The sequence below is a fragment of the Lactobacillus sp. UBA5813 genome, assembly GCF_002417895.1.
GTDB classification, from domain to species: Bacteria; Bacillota; Bacilli; order Lactobacillales; family Lactobacillaceae; genus Lactobacillus; species Lactobacillus amylolyticus.
The window spans coordinates 1-18,464 of record NZ_DICZ01000008.1; the positions used below are offsets into that span (position 1 = coordinate 1).

Genomic DNA, 18,464 nt, shown 5'->3' on the forward strand with positions numbered 1-18,464 from the left:
CCGTACATCGTAAAGCGCGCGGCTGTATAAATTATGAGCCTGCGCAGATATATCATCCAAAACAGGCGTAGCAGGGATAATATATTCGCTGGCAAGCTGAGCGTATTGGTCTTTATTGCGAGGGGGCTGTTTCTTCTTTCTGCATCTCTTTTGCTTAGCCATTACTTGCCCTCCTTTCTTTTCAGTGTTTCTTCAATCAGCTTTCTTTCCGCTCTGCGATGCGAGTATTCTCGCATTGAAAAGCATTGGAGCAGGCTGATGATTTCTTCAAACAGCTCTTGCTCATCGGTTTTAGGATTCATTTCATCATAAATGGTTTCGATTTTGGTCGAATAGTTTTTGAATAAGTGTTCAAACAACTCAAAACCGGCTCTGCTTAAGCGATCCTGATGAGTAATAATTACTCGCTCTACTTTACCCTCTAAGACCAAATCCAGCATTTTAAAAAATTGCTTGCGGTTTTTAAAAGAAATACCGCTGGCAATATCAGAATAGGCATTATCGACATGATAGCCTTTGCTTAATGCATAATCCTTTAACTCCTGCATTTGATTGGCTAGGTCGTTTTTTTGCTTATAAGTAGAGACCCGACCGTACAAGACGGTTTGTCTTGGCTCATGTTTGTTTTTAAAAAGCCAAACAGACTCCTCATCGTAATCAAACTGATTAGTAGCTTTTCTGGTAGCCTTAATGATGCCTTTTCTTTGGTATCTTCTTAAAGTAGACCGACTGATTTGAAGTATTTCCATCACTTTATCGGCTTTCATTATCTTGCCTCCTTGCCTATTATTATATCATATGTGGTCTAAGAATAAAGAAATAAAAAGAAAAATGTCACATTATTTATCCAAAATAAATAATGTGACTAGATTTATACCTTATTTTCTAACCATATCGTTTATGCCAATAGTTTTTTACTCAGCATGCGGAAAAAAAGACTATGGAACTTACATGATGTTAGGTGCGCGTAATAGCAAAATCAGCAGACTGATTTTTACTGAAACGATTGTAGTTGGTCTCTTGGCTGCTGTTTTAGGAATCATTGTTGGGATTGGGTTAACGCAAGTAGTTTCAGAATTATTGATTTCACAATTAGGGCTGCAGAATCCGTATGACAAGATCTGGATTCCGTTTACAATTTTTTTAGTGCTTTATGTAATTTATTACTTGATTACGGTTAAGCTCTATGAAGGAATCGTTTTGAAGAACAAATAGAAAAACTTCTCCATTTGGAGAAGTTTTTCTATTTATAAATGCATTATAAATGCATTTTATTCCAAGATGGAATTTTAATTTCACCCTTGTCGCTCATCGTCATTGTCGTAATTGAAGCATTCTTTGGACCTGGAACCAATGGAATGTCATCACCATAACGGTACCACAAGCTCCGAATGGTAAAGCCATGAGTTACCAGCAGAATATTCTCAGCTCCATCCAATTCTCTGATCAATTTAAAACCTTTATCAAGTCGCTTCCAATATTCCTCAGAATTTTCAGCATCGTGGTAAGGATCTGCTTCCTTGATCCAATCTTTGATCGTGTCAATTCTTTCGTGCTGGAACATTTCCTGTCTAGTGGCATAGCCATGAGCACCGCCGATCATGCGCCAAGCCATTTCAGAATCCATCCCTTCGAAGAAGCCATAAAATTGCTCACGGAAAAATGGACTGGCAATGTGCTGCAATTCATCGCGATTGACGTTGTGCTTGATAATAATATCGCAGGTGTCGCTGGCCCGCTTTAAATCACTGGACAAGGCAATATCAAAAGGTACATCCTTTAATGCTTCTCCAGCTTCATCAGCTCCGGCAATGCCAGCCTTGGTTAGCGGGGTATCGCACCAACCCTGCATCTTGTTGTAACGGTTGATATAAGTTTGACCGTGACGCACAATATAAATTCTTTTCATCCTTTTTTCTCCCTAACTAAAAAACAATCACCTTTATTTTAAACGAAAAAGGATGATTGTTTAACTGTCTTTATCTTGCGCTATATAATTTTTTAACTGCCACAATATCACGTGGCTGGATGGTATAGTAGGATCCTGCTGGATACATGACGGAAACGGTTTTGCTATGTTCCAGTCCGATGGCATGACCTAATTCATGTTCGGCGGTGTTAACGATTCGGTTATTGCTGTAGCCATACCATGCATTTTGCAAGTAGTAGCGATTCAGTTCAACTTTGGCTTTGATCAAATGATTAGTCAGTGGATTATAGCTGATTGACGTTTGACCTGCAGCCTCGGTATCACTGTTGCTAACGGTGCTGACCACGATATTGGCCTTAGCTTTATTCGAAGTCTGCTTAAATAAAAAGGCACCAGTTCTGTTCCAAGCGCTCATTGCATCAAGAGTAGCACTGCGCAATTGGTCATCATTAGGAATATCGATATAAACCGTTGCGGTATTCTTAGGCCAGATGGGATTGCTGCTCTTGCTTTTGGACGTACTGGTTTTAGTCGTCGAAGAGGTCTGAGTATTATTGCCAGAATCACTTAGCGTAGGTGGGGCAAAATTGCCAGTAGCAATCAGCTGAGTTACGCGTTGCTTTAAGGTAAACAGCGAATCATTGGTTGCTGTTCGGATTTGACTGTTGTTTTGATAAGTCCAAACACCGAATGCCAGGATTCCGAGAAAAACTAAATTACGTAAAAATCGAAAAAATCCACGCATTTTTCATCAACTCCGTTTGCTTAAGTATTATATACTCAGTTTATTTAATTTTGGTGAAATTTGTTTATGTTTTTATTGCGAGATCGATAAAGTATAACCTGTGCGTCATTCATGATAAAATAGAATACAGTTTTTTAAGAGATAGGGGATAAATGTGACTGAAGCAAGCAATGAAAAACAAGTCGAACAACAGCATCTTGATCATGTCTTAGGATTGATCAAGGCTAAAGAAAAAGAGCTACGCAAGTCAATTAAAACTGTTGAGGGCGAAGCCAGAGATCTTAATTCGAACTTCTTCGATGATGTTAAATTGGATTACGATGGCTACTCGACTTCAATGGAAACGGCTCTGTCAATTCACCAGCAGCAGCAACTGCTCGCTGAACGTGAACATGATTGGCAGCATTCAGCTAAGCAGTTAGCGACAGTGCAACGGTTAGAGAAGAGCCCATATTTTGCGCGGGTAGATTTTAAGGAAAAAGATTCTGATGAAACAGAAACCATTTATATTGGTTTGGGTTCTTTTACTGATGATAATTATCATTTTTTGGTTTACGACTGGCGGGCACCAATTTCTTCAATTTACTATGATGGAAAATTAGGGCAGGTTTCCTACAACTCACCAGAAGGTGAAATTACCGTTGACATGACCAAGAAGCGGCAATTCCAAATTAAAGATGGCAAGATCGTCAATATGTTTGATACCAATGAATCAATTGGTGACCAAATGCTGCTGTCTGTTTTGTCAGAAAAGTCCAGCACGCAAATGAAGTCAATCGTAACGACGATTCAACGCGAGCAGAATAAGATTATTCGTAATACCAGCGCTGATCTGCTCTTTGTGCAAGGGGCTGCCGGTTCTGGCAAGACCAGTGCAATTTTGCAGAGAATCGCATATTTGCTCTACCGTTACCGGGGCAATTTGACTTCCAGAGATGTTATCATGTTTAGTCCGAACCAACTGTTCAACGACTACATCAAGAATGTTTTACCAGAAATGGGCGAGCAAAACATGGTGCAAATGACTTACTGGCAGTTTGTTGCGCGGCGTTTGCCGGGGATGCAGGTTGAAAATCTGTTTGATCAGTTTGAGGATCAAAGTGCAAACACAGCCATCGGCAACTTTAAAGATTCAGTCCACTTCTTTAATTTGCTGACGCGTTATGCTAAGAAGCTGAATGAGCGCGGAGTTATTTTTAAGAACATCAACTTTCGCGATCCAAAGAAGCCATATTTTGCTAAAGAAAAAATCAAGGAAATCTACTACTCCTTCAATCAAAACTACAATTTGGCCAACCGAATCGATGCAACGCGCGAAGAATTAATCAAGATGCTGAACCGCAAGATCGCTCCGGAAGTGCGCAAAGATTGGGTAAGCAAGACGATTGAAAGCTTAAGCAAAGAAGAGCTGAATAATTTGTATGATCGTCCTGATCAGGAATTCAGTTCTGAAGCTGAAGAAGAGAAGTTTTTGGGACGCAAGATCGTGGTTAAGGCTTTGCAGCCTGTCTTCCAGCGGATTCGCCACAACAACTTCATCAATATGCGGGCTCAGTATTTAAGCTTTTTGTGGGCCGTTCCTAAGATGGTTGATCTTTCCAAGTGGAACATCAGCGTTGATGATTGGACTGAACACGTTGAAGAAGTGAAGGATGGTTTTAGAAAGCACGCCATTCACATGAATGATGTTTCAGCTTACCTTTATTTGTACGACTTGATCACTGGTCGGCGGACTGATTATGAAATGCGCTATGCCTTTATTGATGAAATTCAGGATTATACGCCATTCCAGTTGGCTTATCTAAAGTACAATTTCCCACGAGCCAAATTTACGATGTTGGGTGATTTGAATCAGGCTATTTTCACTAAAGACGAAAGCAGAAGCTTGCTCAAACAAATCTCAGGATTGTTTGATCCGAAGAAAACCGATGTCGTGCAACTGACCAAATCATATCGGTCAACCAAACAGATTACCGACTTTACCAAGCAGATCTTGCGTCAGGGTGAAAAGATCGAAGCCTTCAACCGACAAGGCCCTGTTCCAGCGATTTACGGTCGCAAGACAGAGAAAGAAGCTGTTGCTGTTTTAACAAAGCTTTTGCGAGAAAATGATCAGCAAAAGTTCACTACTGCAATCATTACCAAGGATCTGGCCAGCGCTGAGCACCTTCATAAACAGTTGCAAGCAGAAGGCAAAAAGACAACCTTGATTGCGACGGCCAACCAGCGGCTGGTTTCCGGCGACTTGATTCTGCCATCATATTTGGCTAAAGGATTGGAATTTGATGCTGTTGTGATGTGGGATGCTTCCAAAAAGGCATACCATGAACTCGATGAAACCCAATTGGTTTATACGATTACGTCACGGGCAATGTACAAGCTGGATCTCATTTATACAGGTGAAAAGAGTCCACTCTTGGATGTGAAAGCTGATACTTATCTTGCCAAGTAAAATTATTGACAAAAAGATTAAGAATCGTTTAATATTTAATCAAAGTTTAAAGACAAAGAACAGAAACAGTAATCTAAGAGCGGTTATTAGAGAGTCTCCGTTGGTGAAAAGGAGATAGCCGCTTAGATGAATTCACATCTGTGAGTCGATTCCTTGAAATTGAAACTAGTAGAGAAGTCCGGGTTAGCCCGTTACAGCTAAAGGTTTATTATCAAACTTAGTGAGGTAGCTAGTGTGAGTTAGCTGCGAACATGAGGTGGAACCGCGGACTTAAAATTCGCCCTCTTAGATCAATCAGATTTAGGTGGGCTTTTTTTATTAGCAAAAATTAAGTTGATAATAAACCTGCTAAGGTAACAATTGTGAAGTTGTTGCGAAGTTGAGGTGGAAACACGTTGATTCGTCCTCTTGGGCATTTGCTCAAGAGGACTTTTTTATTACTAAGCAGGTGAACTACATGAATTACGTAAGACAAATCATGCCAGCTTTGATAGCAGGAACATGGCTGACATTGAGAATTTTCTTTTGGACATTATTGATTTCATTGCTCCTCGGTATTTTGGTAGCTTTAGGATAAATGAGCAAGATCAAGCCGCTAAAGTGGCTGGTGGAATTTTACGTTTGGATTATGCGGGGGACGCCACATTCAAGGCATATTGCTTGATGAAGTTTATGCTAACTACTATGTTGCTCACATGGCCAATAAGAATGAATATCGCATTATCGAAAATCCTAAGGTGCCGGCCGACTTATTTGCCGTTGGTATGCGTAAAGGAGATAAAACTTTGCGCCAGAAGATTAATGCCGGATTGAAAAAATTGCAGAAAAATGGCAAACTTGAACAGTTAAATGAAAAATGGTTTGGCAGAAAGAGCAATTATTTAGGAAAATAAGATGGCAGAAAAGTTTCTTTTTAAAAAAGTTGATGAGATGTCAGGCAGAGAAATGTATTGCGTGGAAAAACTGCGCACTAATACATTCGTAACCGAGCAAAAAATCACCTTGCCTGAACTTGATGATACTGATCTGACGGCGACCCAAGTCTTTTTGTTAAATGATGCGCGGAATAACGCCTTAGCTACCTGCCGCGTTTTTAAAGATGAAAATCTTGGCTGGATGTTCGGCCGGGTAGCTGTGGATAAAGAGACGCGCGGACAGCACTTGGGAACGAAGATGATGCAGGCTGTGCATAATTTTTTGCGAGAAAAAGGTGCAAAAGCAGTAGTTTGCCACGCGCAAATAAGTGCAGAAGCATTTTATCAGTCATTAGGCTACCAAGAATTTGGTGCGTCTTTTGATGAAGGTGGCGTAAAACATATCATGATGAAAAAAGAACTGGATTAGATTTCCAGTTCTTTTTTGATTACATGATAAAGCAGCTTGACCAGTTTTTGATTGCCGTAATCAGTTAGGTGCAAATTATCGGCTTGATATAATTTATCCACATTCTTTTCCCCTGTGCGCATTGTCAACAAATCAATTTGTGGCAAATGATACTTATGCACAAGCTTGTCCACAATCTTGCGATTTTGTGCTAAATGGTCAGGAATAGTATATTCATTGCCATTTTTATCTTGCCAGGGTCCAACTAGAATAACCTTGCTAGGAGCGCAAAATCTGATCATTTGCTCCAGATTTTTTTCATAATTTTGCGAAGAAATGCCGACAATGGAAGAATCGTTGGTGCCGTATTCGATTAAAACCAGGTCAGTGTCCTGTGGAATTTGCGTTAAAAAGTCTAGGCCTTCGACCGTTGTTGCACCACTTTTGGAAAAGTTTTCCACCTGTGCATTTTTGCCTAATTTTTCTTGTAAAGCAGTAGTGATCAAGTCGGTATCGCGATGGTGGCGAAAACCGTTGAAAAGTGAATCGCCAAAAAGTACAATCTTTTTCATATTTTTACATCCTTCCCTTATAATATAATGGTATCATTTGAGGAGAGTTGCAGATGAAAAACTATCTTTCTTTTAATCGAAATGAGTGGGCAGCTTTGGCTCCGGCCAATCGAGTTCAGGTTAGTAAAGAAGAACTAGCCAAGGTCAAGTCATTGGGGGATGTAATTGACCTGACCGACGTGCATGAGATTTACACGACATTGGTAGGCTATTTGCATCTGATGTTTGAAAATAAGCGTCACGCCCAGGCAGATTCGATGCGTTTTTTGCATAAAACTACGAAAACAGCACCGTTCATCATTGGCATTTCCGGATCAGTGGCCGTCGGCAAGTCGACAACAGCCCGGCTATTGCAATTGCTGCTGAGCCGGACCTATCCGGACTTGAAAATTCACTTAATGACCACGGACGGTTTTTTGTACAATAATGCCGAACTAGCCCAGCGCAATCTTATGCCCCGCAAAGGCTTTCCCGAAAGCTACAATATGCAGCTGCTGAGTGATTTCCTGTCCGATGTTTTGGCAGGCAAGGAAGATATTGTTTATCCACTTTATTCTCAGGAATTAAGTGATATTGTGCCGGGTAAATACGGTCATGTCAAGCGTCCCGATATTTTGATCATGGAAGGGATCAATACTTTGCAGCTGCCGGAAAGCGGGCAAATGGTGACCAGCGACTTTTTCGATTTTTCAATTTATATCGATGCGAAAGAGGATTTGATCGAAAGCTGGTATATGCAGCGTTTTACCAAGATTATGGAAATGAATAAAAACAAGCCGGATAATTTTTACTATGAATTGGCTAACGGTCCGAGAACAGCGGCATTGCAGCTGGCTGAAGAAACCTGGCAGATGGTCAACCTGGTTAACTTGCGCGAGTACATTGCTCCAACTAAGACCAGAGCAAGCTTGATTCTGCACAAAACGACGGGTCATGTGATCGATCAAATATTACTGCGCCGCTTCTAATTTGGTATACTAGAAGGTATGAATACGATCTATATTTTATTAATTAAAAAATTTGCATTACCTCCAGCGTGTTAGTTGAGTAAGCAATAGAAGAAAGTTTTACACAGGAGGAAATAAGAGATGCAAGCAATTAGTTTAAAAAAGGGTATGGTCTTCAAGCAAGAGGGCAAGTTGATTAGAGTTTTGAAGGCAAACCACCACAAGCCGGGCAAGGGCAACACCGTTATGCAAATGGATTTGCGCGATGTAAAGAGTGGTGCAGTTGTACACAAGACAATGCGTCCTACTGAAAAGATCGATTTGGTTGAATTAACCAAGAAAAACGCACAATATTTGTACGGCGAAGATGGCGTCTACACTTTTATGGACACCGAAACCTATAATCAATACGAAATTTCCAAGGATCAATTGGGTGATGACGTGCAATATTTGATTCCTAACATCGAAGTTTCTTTGGAATTCACTGATGAAGGCAAATTAATCGGGATCGAATTGCCATCAACGGTTGTTTTAACTGTCAAAGAAACGCAACCAGGCATCAAGGGCGCAACTGTTACCGGCGGTGGCAAGCCAGCAACAATGGAAACCGGCTTGGTCGTTACTGTTCCTGACTTCATCAATGAAGGTGAAAAATTGGTCATCGGAACCGAAGAAGGGGATTACAAGGGCCGTGCCGATAACAACGCCAAGTTTAACTAATTGATTTAATTTTAAAAGAAAAAACGTTACTCAATCGAGTAGCGCTTTTTTAGTCAATAACTTCGTTCTTTTCGGCATCAACTTTTACTTCGTGAATTTCTGTCCCTGTCGAAACCATCACGGTCCAGACAGGAAAATCGTATTTGGAAGTTTGGGCAATAGACCAGCTGATGGCTTTTCCCGTTCCAATGCGCTTAACTGCGGTTTGACTGGCAGCAGAACGTGAAATAGTTTTTTTCAAATTAAGAGCATCGATTTCTTGGTCGATATATTCATGCCGTCGCGTGAGACCTTTAAAACTACTTTTGATGAGTACACTGCGCCTGATGACATGGCTAAGTTTTTGCAAGAAGATTACGAAACCGATAAATTACTGGCGGAGATCAACAATCCGAACAGTCGCTTCTTTTTCTTAATGGTGGCTGGCGAAGCGGCGGGCTACTTAAAAGTAAACGTAGGGGATGCGCAAACAGAACAGGTCAAACGAATTTCATTTTAGCTAAAAAATTGGATTAACGAAAAGGTGACCATTAGGCCACCTTCTAAAATCTCTTGTTTTGTTTTATTTGATATATATATCTTATCGAGAAAATGCTATTTAAAAACTAAAATTAGATAGAGTTTAGCGGATTCTAGCAAATAAAACTTCGATGTCAAAAGGCTTGGTAATGTGGTCGTCAAGATCTTGATCAAGTGCCGAACTGATATCGGATGTAGAATCCTTTGCCGTTAGCATAATGATTGGCACATCTCTTTGTTTGCGAATTCTTCTTAAAACCGTGATCCCATCATAAATCGGCAGCATCCAGTCAAGCAGAATCAGAGTTGGCTTTTCTTGTTCAAATTGCTCGAGTGCTTCTTTGCCATCTTGAGCCCAGACAACTTAATAGCCTTCAAATTCCAATTCGGTTTTGACAAAACTAGCAACACTTTCCTCATCTTCAACTAGGAGAATTTTTACTTTTTCATCAGCCATACAGATTTTTTCTTATTTTCAGTCTCTTTTTATTCCATAAAAAAGTGGTTGGAAAAAGTTTCCAGCCACTTCAATTGTTTTAATTATTCTTGATTCTTAAAAGTGCCGTTTTCAACGTCACGAATGAAGTCAGCCAAATGCTTGTAGTAAACGTCTGGATTATCGACCATGTGGTGGTGACCACCGTTAGGGGTAGTTACCAAACGTGAATTAGGAATCTTCTTTTGCATAATTTTAGCAGTAGCAATTGGCATTGTTTCAATTTCACCAAAAGTAAGCAAAGTAGGTACCTTGATCTTATGAAGTTGATCACGGAAGTGCCAATCCTTCAATTTACCAGTGATGACGAATTCATTGTCGCCCTGGAAGGCGTTGTAAACAGCGGTGCCACCGATATCCTTCAAGTGGTAAAGCTTAGAAGGCTGCTTGCGGTCAACGAAGTTGATGTTCAAAATTTGAACGTCGTCTTGGTAGCGTTGGTTGTCGTAGTCATTATTCTTTTCGCATTTGTGCATGAAGTCGATTTCGGTTTGTGGAAGAACTTCTTGCCGGCGACGGTTAACTGAAGCAACGTATTCGTCAATTTCATCAACCATTGAAGAAATAATGGCGCCTTTTAAGTGTTGACCATATTTAACGGCGTATTCTTGGACTAAAAGACCGCCCCAGCTTTGACCAATAAGATAGAAGTTGTCCAAGCCCAATTTTTCACGAACTTCATCAACTTCATCCAAGAAGTATTCGTAAGTCAAATATTTTTTAGCAATTTCAGGATCAGAGTAATCAGGTTGATCTGAGTAAAGGGAACCCAATTGATCGTACATTGTAACTTGAACGTCCAAGCCTTGCTTTTTCAATTGCTCAGCAGTGTCTTCCCAATATTCGTGGTTGCCGCCAGGGCCGCCGTGAAGTGCCAACAAGTGGATATCGCCGTGACCTTGAGTGTTGGTCCAAAGGTGATAGCCGTTGTCTAAAGTGATGATTTTAGTACCAGTTTTCATAGAATTCTCCTTTGTTAAATAGTGTTAAATCAATTTTACCACGTTATAGCTGATTAATTGTTTGCAGATAGTGTTGCAAATGAATGCTGTCGTAGCTGATCAAATCGATCATGCATAGATTTTCATATCCGATGGTTTCGGTGCCGGAAAAATGCGTTCCGTCCAGCAGCTGCAAGGTCATTTCTTCCTGGCTGGCGTTAGCGACCTTGCCGATATTGATGCCATCGTATTCAAAGCTGTCAACTGTCAATAAGTGATCGCTTTTGGCAGTCTGGGCAATTTCCGCAAAAGTAGGCACCTGGTCAAATTTGCTGGCGAAATTGCTGAGATGATAGCTGTCAAAAATATTATGCTGCTGATTATACATTGTCGCGTAATTTAGATAATTCAAATAGCTGGATTGAGTTGTAATGTTGGCAATCAGGTCTTTATTAAGCAGGGATACGGCTGCAACTTGACCGGCATCATCCAGTCGATCGATCAAAAAATAGTGCGGGCTTTCATTGACAAGCCAGCCGCGAACGAAGTCATGTTGAAAACGGATGGGACTATCATAGCTGAAATAGATTTGAGCCAGATCAAGGTCATTATTGACATCGCCGCCATCGTTTAAAAAGTCGATGTATTTTTCCAGCAGCTTAAGCCCCACGTCATTGATGACGACTTCAACGATATCATCAATATCGACTGTGCTGCGAATTACATCATCAAAAGTTTTGCTTTTTTCCTCATAAGTAGTCAGCTGTACTTCTTCCTCGTCTAGTCCAACGATGAAGCCACCAATGCTACCGCCATTTTTAAGCCCAAGTTTGATTAAGATCTGCTTGCTGCAAGCAAAATCCAAAATTTTATCCAGATTCTTAAAATGTTGAGCCAGCAGGTCATGGTTGGCTTGGGTTAATTGGTAGGGATCATTGATTTCACCGTTTGCCAGAAAAAAGGAGAAGAGGCGCAAGTAGTCGCTGTCTTCATTTATTTCAGCGATATCGTCGATTTTTAAGAAACGCACGCCGCCCTGATTGCCGGCTGGATCAAGTGAAAGGAAGGTCAGCCAGTTTTCGGTTTTGTTTAAGATATAGCCCAATAAAAATGAATTTTCGTCTTCAGAGTGCTGATATATTTCAACAAGTTTAAGTGCCATGTTAACCTCCCACGATTTTATAAATTGTATCTATTATATAGGAACAGTTTGAGAAAAGACACTATTTGCGCGTATAATGATGACAATAGACAGCGGCTTAATGAGAAATCTATGAGTTTAAAATATGCCAAAAAAGTCAGGTTATCTGCTTCATGCTTTTAGCAGCAATTAAGGCCTGCAATATTGTATTCGTTGCTTATATGATTCAGATCATGCTGAATGTGGCTTCTTCTGGGTCACATGATTACTGGCATTTAGTTCGTTTAGCCCTTTTGACGGGATGCAGATTAAGCAGCTGGCCTATGTGACTAGTTCGGATCACAAAGAGATTTTTAATGATGTGTCTTTAGAAGTAAAACCAGGTGAAAAGGTTTTGCTGATGGCATCGAGCGGTTGAGGCAAAACTACTTTATTGCGGCTAATGCTTGGACTTAAAAAGCCGAAAGAAGGACAAATCATTTTGAACCACAAAAATGTTAGCGGCAATTGGAAATTCATGAAGCAGGGCTTGATCAACTGGTTAAAGAACACGGCTTAGATGGCTTGGTCGGTGAAGACGGCAATAATTTATCTGGTGGTCAGATTCAGCGAGTTGAAATTGCACGTGCGCTTTTATCAGGTCGACCAATTCTATTAGCAGATGAAGCCACGAGTGTGCTTGATCCTAACTTGTCTTTGGCAATTCATAAGACTTTATTGAAGAATCCGCGAGTAGCCGTGATTGAAGTAGCGCATAAAATTTCTCCAGAAGAAAAAGCGATGTTTGATAAAATCGTTCATTTAGATAAACGCAGCATTGAGACAAAAATGTAGTAAATTATAGGTGTAAAGATTAGTTTTTTAAGGGAGAGATTTAAAATGGCAGAACCTAAATGGTTGAAGGATATGAATCCTGATGAATATTTAAAAGAAGACTATGAAGCAAACGGCGAGGCTAAAGCAGGCACGACCATTCATGGCATTGATAAAGATGATCCTGATTGGTTAGATAAGGCTGCCAAGAAGGTTAATGCCGCAGAAGGCAATGACTATGTAAAATTAGATGCTGGTCTGATGACAGTTAACCAATTGAATTGGATGCTTAGAAATACGATTGGTGAAATGACGTTTGTTGACGATAATAACCAGCTTCTTTGGTACAATCGTCCAATTGATCCCAACTATAAGATGCTGGCAAGCAGAAAGCCATCTGATATCGGCAACGGAATCGGTAAGTGTCATCCAAAGCAAGCAACTGCAACTGCTAAGAAAGTTACGCATGCTTTGAGAACGCAGCCAGATGGTCACGATGAGGTTGAAATGCCAGTGCCTAACGGCAATCTGAAAAAATTGATTTACCACCGCTACAAGCGAGTTGAAGATGACGAAGGCAATTACGCTGGTACTTATGAATGGGTTCAAGATATTTATCCATTAGTAAAATACTTCTGCGAAACGACCGGTCAAAAATTAGTGATCGATCCGGATGCAACCACCGGTGCAACTTATCGTAAGAATTCAGATCCTGATGCAGTCAGTGGCGCATCAAGCAAAGAAACTGAAAAGAAAACTGAGAAAAAGCCGGATACTTCAACTGGAGCTTCGCAACATGAATAATTGAAAAAGGCAGTCTCTTATGAGGCTGCCTCTTTTTTAGTTATAGATTGGCTGCTCTTGCACTGCAATGTAAAGATCAGCCATTTGATCATTTCTAAAATTAGATAGTTGGGGATAAACGAAATTATGGATCACTTGATAGCCATATGGCATGTGATAATGGATCAGGCTTTTTAAGTGGTGAGTTGGCAAATTGCATTTGTTTTTGATTCTCGTTGAATATTTGCCGACATGATTGCCGTAGAGATCATAGTAAATAAGGTTGATTTGCAGGGGATGTTCTTTTTTCATAAGCAAACCTTTCTGTGAAATATGACATCGTGTCACTTTTGACTAACATTATATGATATTTGGATCTCCTGTCAAAAAATAAAACTGCTGCCAGGGGTAGCAAAAATGTCATCAGAATACAAGTCTTTATTTTTATTTCACACAATACTAAACTAGATGTCGAGGCTTTTTCTGGAAAAAAGCGGAAAAGGCACAAGATGTTGTATATTAGTTCACACCTTGTGAACCTAAAGTATTGAGGAGAGATTTTATGCAAACTAATAAGAATGAGAATTATTTTGTCTGGCTATGGAACCAGCTTAAGGGTTGGCCAATTCAGAACTACTGCTTGTGGTTCTTTGCTTTTGGCTTCCAATTGGCAATTTTATTGCAAACTAAGATGACCAGTGTTACTGTGATTACTTTTATCGGTACTTTATTAGGTACTCTTTGTGTTTTGGCAATTAATGCTACTAAGGCAATTAACGGCTGGTTAGGTTTGATCTCAGCTGCCTGCTTTATTTATGCAGGTTGGTCAGCTAAGAACTACTTATCAATTTTTGAGCAAATTGCTTATATTGCTACCTTGGACTTGCCAGTTATCTTGGCTGTTAAGTCCTGGAATAATGATACCAAGAACCACTTGCGGAAATTTGGCGCTAAGGAATGGGTAATTGCCATCGTTGGTACGCTTGCCGTTTACTTGGTTTCTGGTTTCTTGATTGGCAAATTTACCAATGATCCTCGTCCCTGGATTGATGCAATCAGTTTTGCAATTTCTCTTACTGCTGGCATCATGTGCTTTATGCGTTATAACAACCAATACTTCTGGTGGACAGCCAGCGGCATTTTCCAATTGATTCTTTGGAGCGTAACCTTTGCTCAAGGCGATTCAACTTTAGCCATGGCTGTTAACTCATTGATTTATGTAATTAACGATATTTTAGCCTTTACAGTTTCGCCGTGGTTCAACATGGGTCGACGTCGTGAAGGATTGAAAGAAATCAAAAAATAATTTTTAAAATAAAAACGGATTAAATAAATAGTTAACGATAGTAATATTTATTCAATCATTGAAGCAAATGGGATTTGTTCTCATTTGCTTTTTTTGATAGCTGTAAAAATATTAATGGATAAATTAGTGGAAAATAATATATTAAGAATATTTAAAAGCGGGTTCAAAGAGATAACGTATATTAAATGAATATTATATACTATAAGTGCTAATAAGTGACATAATATTACACTCCATGTTAATAAATGTTTTTAACAGAAAATGAGGTATAATTTTATGGTTTCAAGAAAAATTTATTAGAAAAAATCCGCAAAATTGAAGAAAAAACATGAACATCATTCAATTCGCAAATTCGCAATGGGTGCGGCCTCCGTTTTGATTGGTTTGACTTTTATGGGTTCAAACAGTCGTCCTGTAAAAGCTTCAAAAACAAAAAAAATTAATCTGAAATTGTTTTGGTTGAAAGCCAAAGCACTGAGAGTGAAGCAACTGAGCAGAATCTCATTGATCAATATACTGCCGACTCAGAAACGGTTGACAGTCAAACAAGTACTCAAAGTACGGAGACGACTGATAATTCAGATGATCAAAGAGTTAAAGATGTACGACAAAAATGGCAATTTGATGAATCTTAAGGATAATACGGTTTATGTGACTGTAGGGTCCTTAAATAATGGTAGTACAAGTTCCGGTCATCCAGAATACATTGAAAAGGCTGAAATTATTAGTAGTGATGGTCACATTGGTGAAGGCGTTGCTTTGCCAGAGTCAGATACCTTAACTGGGATGATTCTAAAGACAGAAGCAAAGAAATCTTTGGTGCAGGTTTGTTCAAAGTTTCAGGAAACAGCATTAAGATTTGCTTCAGCAATGAATTGGGCTCAGCTTGGGCAACATTTTCAACAACTGTTCCTAAGTTGACCTTCGAAGGTGAAAAGCCGGTTGAGCCTACTAAGCCAGAAGGGATTACGATTACTTGGCAGCCAGGTGAATTGGTATTGAATAAGAATTCTAACGTTCATGTTCACTACATCGACGTTCATGAAGAAGCTAAAAATGGCGTGACAGACTTTAATCCAGACCATGGTTTTGAATTGACTGATCAACTGCAAAGTCTCACTCACTTGGCAATTGGCGATAATTATGAAAATGAATTGTGGGACTGGGAAAGTGCCAACTATGTTTTGGCAGAACAAACAGATTCAAATGACAATAGTGAAACGGTAACGCCAAAAGCACAAGAAAAAATAAGTTAGATTTATCTAATCAAGAAGGTCACTAGCACAAAAGCTGGTGGCTTTTTTGTATGTTAAAATAAGATTAAAAATGAAAGGTGGCAACAAAATGTCAGATTACGATGCAAAATATATTGAAGAAAAGTTTATTCAATATGCCAAAATGAACACGCGCTCAAATGAAAACAGCAAGGCCGTACCTACAACCCCTGGCCAGGTGGTTTTGCTTAAAGAACTCGCAAATGAAATTAAAAAATTAGGGCTTACAGATGTTTCTTATTCAGACAAAGATGCGTATGTAGTCGGCAAAATTCCCGCAAACAGCGATAAAAAAGTTGCCGCAATTGGCTTCGTCGCTCACGTAGATACTGCCGACTTTAATGCCGAAAATATTCAGCCACAGATTCATGAAAACTATGACGGAAAAGACATCAATTTGGGTCACGTCGTAACTCTGTCGGCCAAAGAATTTCCATCATTAAAGAAAGTGATCGGGCAAACTCTGATCACGGCTTCCGGTGATACCCTTCTGGGTGCTGATGACAAGGCTGGAATCGCTGGCCTTCTTGGCATGGCAAAATACTTGCATGAAAATCCTGCAGTTAAGCATGGCGATATTTGGCTTGCCTTTGGTCCTGATGAAGAAATCGGCATGGGTGCGGCCCGCTTTGACGTAAGTCGTTTTCCAGTTGAATTTGCTTATACCCTTGATAACGGCAATCCTGGCGATATTGCCTATGAAACTTTTAACGCCGCCGCTGCCAAAATTACTTTCAGAGGTACCGTTGTTCATCCTGGAGAAGCATACGGTTTAATGGTTAATGCGGCCTTGATGGCAAATGAATTTATGGATGGTTTGCCGCAAGATTTTGTCCCAGAAAAAAGCAAGGACTATCAAGGCTACATCCTAGTCTTAAATAATAATGGCAATGTTGATCATGCAGAGATCAATTTAATCATCCGCGACTTCGATACGGATCACTATCTCAAGATGAAAAAGTTGGTTAAAGATTTAGCAGAGAAATTGAATGAAAAATATGGGGCAAATCGTGTAAACCTCGAAATGCATGATCAATATCGTTCACCTGGCGATTTGATTAAAAATAATCCATATGTGGTCAATTTGGTTCATCATGCCTATGCCAAGATGGGGCTGCCTGTTCATCACCTTCCTTTCCGCGGTGGAACAGATGGCGATTTTATCAGTGAAAAAGGCATCCCTACGCCAAATTTGTTTAATGGCGGAGCTAATTTCCACGGGCGCTATGAATATGTCACGGTTGAGAACATGCTTTTATTGGCAAAAACGCTAACAGCGATTGCAACTACGCATCTAGAAATGGACGACAATCGTGATGAAACGCCACTTAAGAGGTAAAAATAACTTTTTATAATTTAAAATACATTGAAAATAATCAAAACAACAATCAAACTATTTTGTATATTTTGATGCTGGTTGCGGCCGCAGCGATGATTATTTTTGCTATTTTATATGTTCGCGATCGCTTTGCCACGCGTTATCGCGATCTCGGAATTATCACCTTGCTCTTTTTGCTCTTGTTTGCCGGTACGCAATATGATAATCCATAAAGATGAATCTTGGTTAACGCAAGAAGTTAAACAGGCGGGTTATAATAATGTGAGTGATATCTTTTTAGGCGAGTATATTAGTGGTCAACTTCGTTTGACTGGCTATTCTAACCATCAGAAAGGGAGCAAATAATGACGGATTTTACTAAAGCAAAAAAGTGGCTCAATGATGCCGATGCGGTAATTGTCACTGCCGGTAATGGCATGGCTCGTGAAGAAGGACTTGATATTTTAAGCGAGAAAAACTTCGATGACTTATACGGTGATGTTGCTGAAAAGTATGATGTCCATACGATTGGGGATGCACTTGATAAAAAATTTGCTTCTTGGACAGAGCAATGGGCTTTTTGGAGTCAATTGATTAATAATTACTCTTTGAATTATGAGCCGAGTGAAAGCATGCTGGCATTAAAGAAGCTACTTAAGGGTAAGGAATATTTTATTGCCACCAGTACTTTCGCACACTTTTTTGAAAATGCGGGATTTAATGAAAATCGCATCTTCAATGCTTTTGGTGATTGGACAAAAATGCAATGTTCAAGCGGCATTAATCATGGATTAAAGGATGATCGCGAAGTAGTTAGACAGTTTATCGCTGCCGGAAAAAATGCGACAGAAGATTTGGTACCAAAATGTGAGGTCTGCAACAGCGAGATGGAATTGCACATGCCACTAAATGCGCATTTTTACCCAGATACTGATGCGAATGCGCGTATGCGTTGGTTCTTAACTGGCAATGAAGATAAAAAAGTCGCAATTTTGGAATTAGGCGTAGATGAAACCAGTCCGCAATTGCTGGATCCAATGGTCAAATTGGTTGAGCAATTCGGTGATTGGCATTATCTTGGTGCTGATTTAAGACAAGATGATTTGCCGGACGATTTGCAAAAGCGAAGTCTTGCCTTTGATAGCAACAGCCATGATTTATTAATGAATTTAGCAAAGTAGGAT

18 protein-coding genes, 8 pseudogenes and 1 other annotated feature are annotated in these 18,464 nt (G+C 39.8%); of the genes and pseudogenes, 17 read left to right on the forward strand and 9 right to left on the reverse strand.

Going from position 1 to position 18,464, the window contains the following annotated elements:
* Positions 1–161: 161 nt before the first annotated feature.
* Positions 162–767, reverse strand: coding sequence for an IS607 family transposase (locus tag B2008_RS01290; protein ID WP_286822240.1), 606 nt, complete (start codon positions 765–767; stop codon positions 162–164).
* 123 nt (positions 768–890) lie between these two features.
* Between B2008_RS01290 and B2008_RS01295 the strand changes: the two are divergent.
* Positions 891–1,215: pseudogene (locus B2008_RS01295) on the forward strand (FtsX-like permease family protein); the annotation flags it as partial.
* Between the two features lie 43 nt (positions 1,216–1,258).
* Here the strand turns inward: B2008_RS01295 and B2008_RS01300 are convergent.
* Both B2008_RS01300 and B2008_RS01305 read right to left on the reverse strand, forming a co-directional pair.
* Positions 1,259–1,909 carry a histidine phosphatase family protein gene (locus tag B2008_RS01300; protein WP_006352011.1) on the reverse strand — a complete coding sequence of 217 codons (651 nt, stop codon included), beginning with the start codon at positions 1,907–1,909 and terminating at the stop codon, positions 1,259–1,261.
* Between the two features lie 70 nt (positions 1,910–1,979).
* A complete protein-coding gene (locus B2008_RS01305) occupies positions 1,980–2,675 on the reverse strand; it encodes a matrixin family metalloprotease (protein ID WP_281830218.1) in 696 nt (231 codons plus the stop codon).
* 154 nt (positions 2,676–2,829) lie between these two features.
* Here B2008_RS01305 and helD point away from each other — a divergent pair, with 154 nt between their 5' ends.
* The 4 genes and pseudogenes from helD (at position 2,830) to B2008_RS01325 (ending at position 6,471) form a co-directional block, all read left to right on the forward strand.
* Positions 2,830–5,127, forward strand: a complete 2,298-nt coding sequence (helD, locus tag B2008_RS01310; protein WP_281830217.1) for an RNA polymerase recycling motor HelD — start codon at positions 2,830–2,832, stop codon at positions 5,125–5,127.
* Positions 5,128–5,173: 46 nt separating this feature from the next.
* Positions 5,174–5,415: a binding site (T-box leader), on the forward strand.
* Between the two features lie 169 nt (positions 5,416–5,584).
* Positions 5,585–5,770: pseudogene (locus B2008_RS01315) on the forward strand (ABC transporter permease subunit); the annotation flags it as partial.
* Positions 5,739–6,020, forward strand: a pseudogene (locus B2008_RS01320) (transporter substrate-binding domain-containing protein); the annotation flags it as partial. The pseudogenes B2008_RS01315 and B2008_RS01320, both read left to right, overlap by 32 nt.
* A 1-nt stretch (position 6,021) precedes the next feature.
* Positions 6,022–6,471: a GNAT family N-acetyltransferase gene (locus tag B2008_RS01325; protein WP_281830216.1), complete on the forward strand. Its 450-nt coding sequence runs from the start codon at positions 6,022–6,024 to the stop codon at positions 6,469–6,471.
* On the opposite strand, the gene B2008_RS01330 is transcribed toward B2008_RS01325, so the two are convergent.
* Positions 6,468–7,022: an SGNH/GDSL hydrolase family protein gene (locus B2008_RS01330; RefSeq protein ID WP_281830214.1), complete on the reverse strand. Its 555-nt coding sequence runs from the start codon at positions 7,020–7,022 to the stop codon at positions 6,468–6,470. The two genes, B2008_RS01325 and B2008_RS01330, sit on opposite strands and share 4 nt — an antisense overlap.
* A 53-nt stretch (positions 7,023–7,075) precedes the next feature.
* Here B2008_RS01330 and coaA point away from each other — a divergent pair, with 53 nt between their 5' ends.
* Together coaA and efp are read left to right on the forward strand one after the other, a co-directional pair.
* A complete protein-coding gene (gene coaA / locus B2008_RS01335) occupies positions 7,076–7,990 on the forward strand; it encodes a type I pantothenate kinase (protein WP_281830212.1) in 915 nt (304 codons plus the stop codon).
* Between the two features lie 120 nt (positions 7,991–8,110).
* A complete protein-coding gene (gene efp / locus B2008_RS01340; RefSeq protein WP_281830210.1) occupies positions 8,111–8,689 on the forward strand; it encodes an elongation factor P in 579 nt (192 codons plus the stop codon).
* Between the two features lie 49 nt (positions 8,690–8,738).
* Here the strand turns inward: efp and B2008_RS01345 are convergent, their stop codons facing one another.
* Positions 8,739–8,930, reverse strand: coding sequence for a hypothetical protein (locus B2008_RS01345; RefSeq protein ID WP_281830208.1), 192 nt, complete (start codon positions 8,928–8,930; stop codon positions 8,739–8,741).
* A gap of 33 nt (positions 8,931–8,963) precedes the next feature.
* Between B2008_RS01345 and B2008_RS01350 the strand changes: the two are divergent.
* Positions 8,964–9,173 (forward strand): annotated as a pseudogene (locus tag B2008_RS01350) (GNAT family N-acetyltransferase); the annotation flags it as partial.
* 141 nt (positions 9,174–9,314) lie between these two features.
* Here B2008_RS01350 and B2008_RS01355 read toward each other — a convergent pair.
* The 3 genes and pseudogenes from B2008_RS01355 to B2008_RS01365 form a co-directional block, all read right to left on the reverse strand.
* Positions 9,315–9,665: pseudogene (locus B2008_RS01355) on the reverse strand (response regulator transcription factor); the annotation flags it as partial.
* A gap of 83 nt (positions 9,666–9,748) precedes the next feature.
* Positions 9,749–10,666 (reverse strand): prolyl aminopeptidase, encoded by a 918-nt coding sequence (locus tag B2008_RS01360; RefSeq protein ID WP_281830206.1) that lies wholly within the window; start codon positions 10,664–10,666, stop codon positions 9,749–9,751.
* A gap of 43 nt (positions 10,667–10,709) precedes the next feature.
* Positions 10,710–11,807: a hypothetical protein gene (locus B2008_RS01365; protein WP_281830204.1), complete on the reverse strand. Its 1,098-nt coding sequence runs from the start codon at positions 11,805–11,807 to the stop codon at positions 10,710–10,712.
* 271 nt (positions 11,808–12,078) lie between these two features.
* On the opposite strand from B2008_RS01365, the pseudogene B2008_RS01370 reads away from it, so the two are divergent.
* Together B2008_RS01370 and B2008_RS01375 are read left to right on the forward strand one after the other, a co-directional pair.
* Positions 12,079–12,620 (forward strand): annotated as a pseudogene (locus B2008_RS01370) (ABC transporter ATP-binding protein); the annotation flags it as partial.
* A 45-nt stretch (positions 12,621–12,665) separates the two neighbouring features.
* Positions 12,666–13,403: a PAS domain-containing protein gene (locus B2008_RS01375; protein WP_281830202.1), complete on the forward strand. Its 738-nt coding sequence runs from the start codon at positions 12,666–12,668 to the stop codon at positions 13,401–13,403.
* Positions 13,404–13,439: 36 nt separating this feature from the next.
* Here B2008_RS01375 and B2008_RS01380 read toward each other — a convergent pair whose 3' ends face one another.
* On the reverse strand, positions 13,440–13,694 hold the full coding sequence (locus tag B2008_RS01380) for a hypothetical protein (protein WP_281830201.1): 255 nt from the start codon (positions 13,692–13,694) through the stop codon (positions 13,440–13,442).
* Between the two features lie 250 nt (positions 13,695–13,944).
* On the opposite strand from B2008_RS01380, the gene pnuC reads away from it, so the two are divergent.
* The 7 genes and pseudogenes from pnuC (at position 13,945) to B2008_RS01415 (ending at position 18,461) form a co-directional block, all read left to right on the forward strand.
* Positions 13,945–14,688: a nicotinamide riboside transporter PnuC gene (pnuC, locus tag B2008_RS01385; protein WP_080881711.1), complete on the forward strand. Its 744-nt coding sequence runs from the start codon at positions 13,945–13,947 to the stop codon at positions 14,686–14,688.
* Positions 14,689–15,003: 315 nt separating this feature from the next.
* A complete protein-coding gene (locus tag B2008_RS01390; RefSeq protein WP_281830200.1) occupies positions 15,004–15,609 on the forward strand; it encodes a YSIRK-type signal peptide-containing protein in 606 nt (201 codons plus the stop codon).
* The gene (locus B2008_RS01395) at positions 15,564–15,944 is read left to right on the forward strand and encodes a hypothetical protein (RefSeq protein WP_286822243.1); all 381 of its coding nucleotides are present in this window, start codon (positions 15,564–15,566) and stop codon (positions 15,942–15,944) included. Before B2008_RS01390 ends, B2008_RS01395 begins: the two co-directional genes overlap by 46 nt.
* A gap of 88 nt (positions 15,945–16,032) precedes the next feature.
* Positions 16,033–17,301 carry a peptidase T gene (gene pepT / locus B2008_RS01400; protein ID WP_281830198.1) on the forward strand — a complete coding sequence of 423 codons (1,269 nt, stop codon included), beginning with the start codon at positions 16,033–16,035 and terminating at the stop codon, positions 17,299–17,301.
* Between the two features lie 2 nt (positions 17,302–17,303).
* Positions 17,304–17,504, forward strand: a pseudogene (locus tag B2008_RS01405) (DUF3290 family protein); the annotation flags it as partial.
* Positions 17,503–17,646: pseudogene (locus B2008_RS01410) on the forward strand (YetF domain-containing protein); the annotation flags it as partial. The pseudogenes B2008_RS01405 and B2008_RS01410, both read left to right, overlap by 2 nt.
* Positions 17,646–18,461, forward strand: coding sequence for a Sir2 family NAD-dependent protein deacetylase (locus tag B2008_RS01415; RefSeq protein ID WP_281830197.1), 816 nt, complete (start codon positions 17,646–17,648; stop codon positions 18,459–18,461). The pseudogene B2008_RS01410 and the gene B2008_RS01415, both read left to right, overlap by 1 nt.
* Positions 18,462–18,464: the final 3 nt, after the last annotated feature.